1 protein-coding gene and 2 pseudogenes are annotated in these 2,292 nt (G+C 44.7%); 1 reads left to right on the top strand and 2 read right to left on the bottom strand.

The features are described from left to right. Nucleotides 1–283 (bottom strand): annotated as a pseudogene (locus RMO79_RS22510) (redoxin); the annotation flags it as partial. A 90-nt stretch (nt 284–373) separates the two neighbouring features. Next, nucleotides 374–1,432, bottom strand: a complete 1,059-nt coding sequence (locus RMO79_RS22515; protein ID WP_310485503.1) for a DMT family transporter — start codon at nt 1,430–1,432, stop codon at nt 374–376. Nucleotides 1,433–1,725: 293 nt separating this feature from the next. On the opposite strand from RMO79_RS22515, the pseudogene RMO79_RS22520 reads away from it, so the two are divergent. Continuing rightward, nucleotides 1,726–2,292 (top strand): annotated as a pseudogene (locus RMO79_RS22520) (two-component sensor histidine kinase); the annotation flags it as partial.

A 2,292-nucleotide genomic window follows, 5' to 3' on the forward strand; every position in this document is an offset into this window, starting at 1 on the left:
GTTGACAATTAATACAGCCTAGTGTCCAAATTTGGACTAAAACTACTTTACCGAGTAAATCTTTGGTGGTGACTGGCGATGCGGAATTCAGCCACTCGCTGATTCCTTGGAATTCTGGTAATTGATTCGGCGATCTGGCGATTGATTCAGGCGTAATAATTTTGGATTCAGGTGTGATGATTGGTGATGTCGATGGACGACTAGCGAAACTAGCTGCTTGCCAGCCAAGTGTTCCCAATCCCAAGTAAGTTAGAAATTTCCGTCGTTGTAAAAAGGGAGGCATAATCTTTAATTAATTAGGTTAATATCCTGAATACAAATTAGACTGATAATTAGATTCAATATCCAGTTATTTATTCACGATCGAATCGAACTATATTCCTTTAAACCCCATTTTTCCTTTGATTTCCTGCTCTGTTTCCATAGAACTAATCCCGATACTTTTTAGGCGATTGGTTCTGGCTTTAATCCCCAATTGACCTAAAAATAGACCTACTAAAATTACAACACCTCCGATATATTGAGCGTGGGTGGGTACTTCGCCCAAAATTAAATAGGCGGCTAAAATGCCAACGATCGGCGCAAAAGAACCAATTAGCGACGCAGTGGCGATCGAAGAATTCCGAAAGCCAATATTCCATAATGATTGTCCGATGACGACAATTACCGTCCCGTACAACAACATCCATTGCCACAGAAACGGCGACAGCACACCCATAAAATGGTTGAAACCGTACATCCACAATGCCAAGCCGAAATAGACGATCGTCCCCAATCCCGTTCGCACGGTGTTATGGATGCCTAGTGGCACATGAGTGAGGTGCTTTTTAGCAACAATCGTCGCAATCGATAGACAGATTGCACCCGATACCGCCATTAATTCCCCCAATCCAACCTGAAATCCAGCTACTGGAGTCATGTGTGTGCGATCGGCTTGCAGTACGATTGTCAGTACCACCCCAGTAAAAGCGACAATCGATCCCAACACTTCCCAGCGATTGAGTCGTTCTCGCAATAACCAGATCGATAATGCTAGTGTCAATGGCGGCTCTAATCGACCGAGCAGCAATACATTCGTGACTGGAGTTAATGACAATGCTTGAAAAATTAAGCCTGGAGCCAGTGCGCCGGATAAGATTGCCACAACAACCAAACCAAAACATTCCCGCCCCGATATTTGCCTCCAAGTATTCCGGCTCCACTGGTGGCGGTGAATCGCGACTAACACCAGCAACGCACAGAGATTTCCTGTAAATAAGACATTACAGTAAGAAATCGGATTGTGCCCACCTACGAAATGCTGGGCACCGATTTCGGTAATTTTCCGCGTGAGGGCACTGGAAGATCCGAAGATCGGGATCGCCAACCACAAATAGATGTATCCAGGGATGCGTGAGGTTAATTTCGTCAATTGTTGGGGGAAGGTAAGCATCGTGAGTACGGGGAATAACGGCATCGACTAGATGAGATGCAGGTATAGACCGATTCTAAACTCACAACCTGAGTTTCTCCTGAGAAAATGATTAATAATTTGGTAGCAAAATCTATGCTAATTTCTCAGCCAATATTTAGCTCTAAATCATTCATAACCGAAAGACAACAGCCATACTAAAAAAGTTGATGGGATTACTTACTACCAAAATCTGGTGTTTCTCAGCAAAAATTAATGTTGCTATTAGAGTCGTCTCATGACGATCGCAGGTCTTTAGATTACAGTGAATAAATATGATGCTCAAATCGTTTGAAGGAACGGCTCTACTAGATTTGCCAATGAAACCCCTTAAAATCAAGGAGACGTTCCGCCAAATCAGACAGCGGCATCTCGATCCAGCTTCGCTCCAGTTTCGACTGACTTTAGAAATATCTCTACTCTCAATTCTCGGCTTGAGCAGCGTCGCTGCGTGGACGAGTTGGAAAATGCAACAGCTCTTAATTACGACTCATACCCAGCGAGTCGATTACATTGCCAATCGCTTTCCTCGCGATGTCGAACTTTATAGTGACATGCTGCCAGTTGCTGAGGGGCTGCAAAAAACGATCGATAATGTCTCGGTGCCCGGTTTGGCAATTTGGTTTAAAAGTACGGATGGCACGATGACTCTGGCTAAATCCAGCGAGGTGACAGCCGAATTAATGTCGAGCGGCGAAATGCCACTCAAGCCCCAAGTGTACCAGGTTGGCGATCGCTATATGATTTTGTATCGTGGGGATGTAAAGGCGAAAAACAAGCCACTGGGCAAGGTTTATATGGCGCAGGATATCACCGCTGGACATCAGTTCGGCTGTCACCTC

This window comes from Chamaesiphon sp. VAR_48_metabat_403, assembly GCF_031422475.1.
Taxonomy (GTDB): Bacteria; Cyanobacteriota; Cyanobacteriia; order Cyanobacteriales; family Chamaesiphonaceae; genus Chamaesiphon.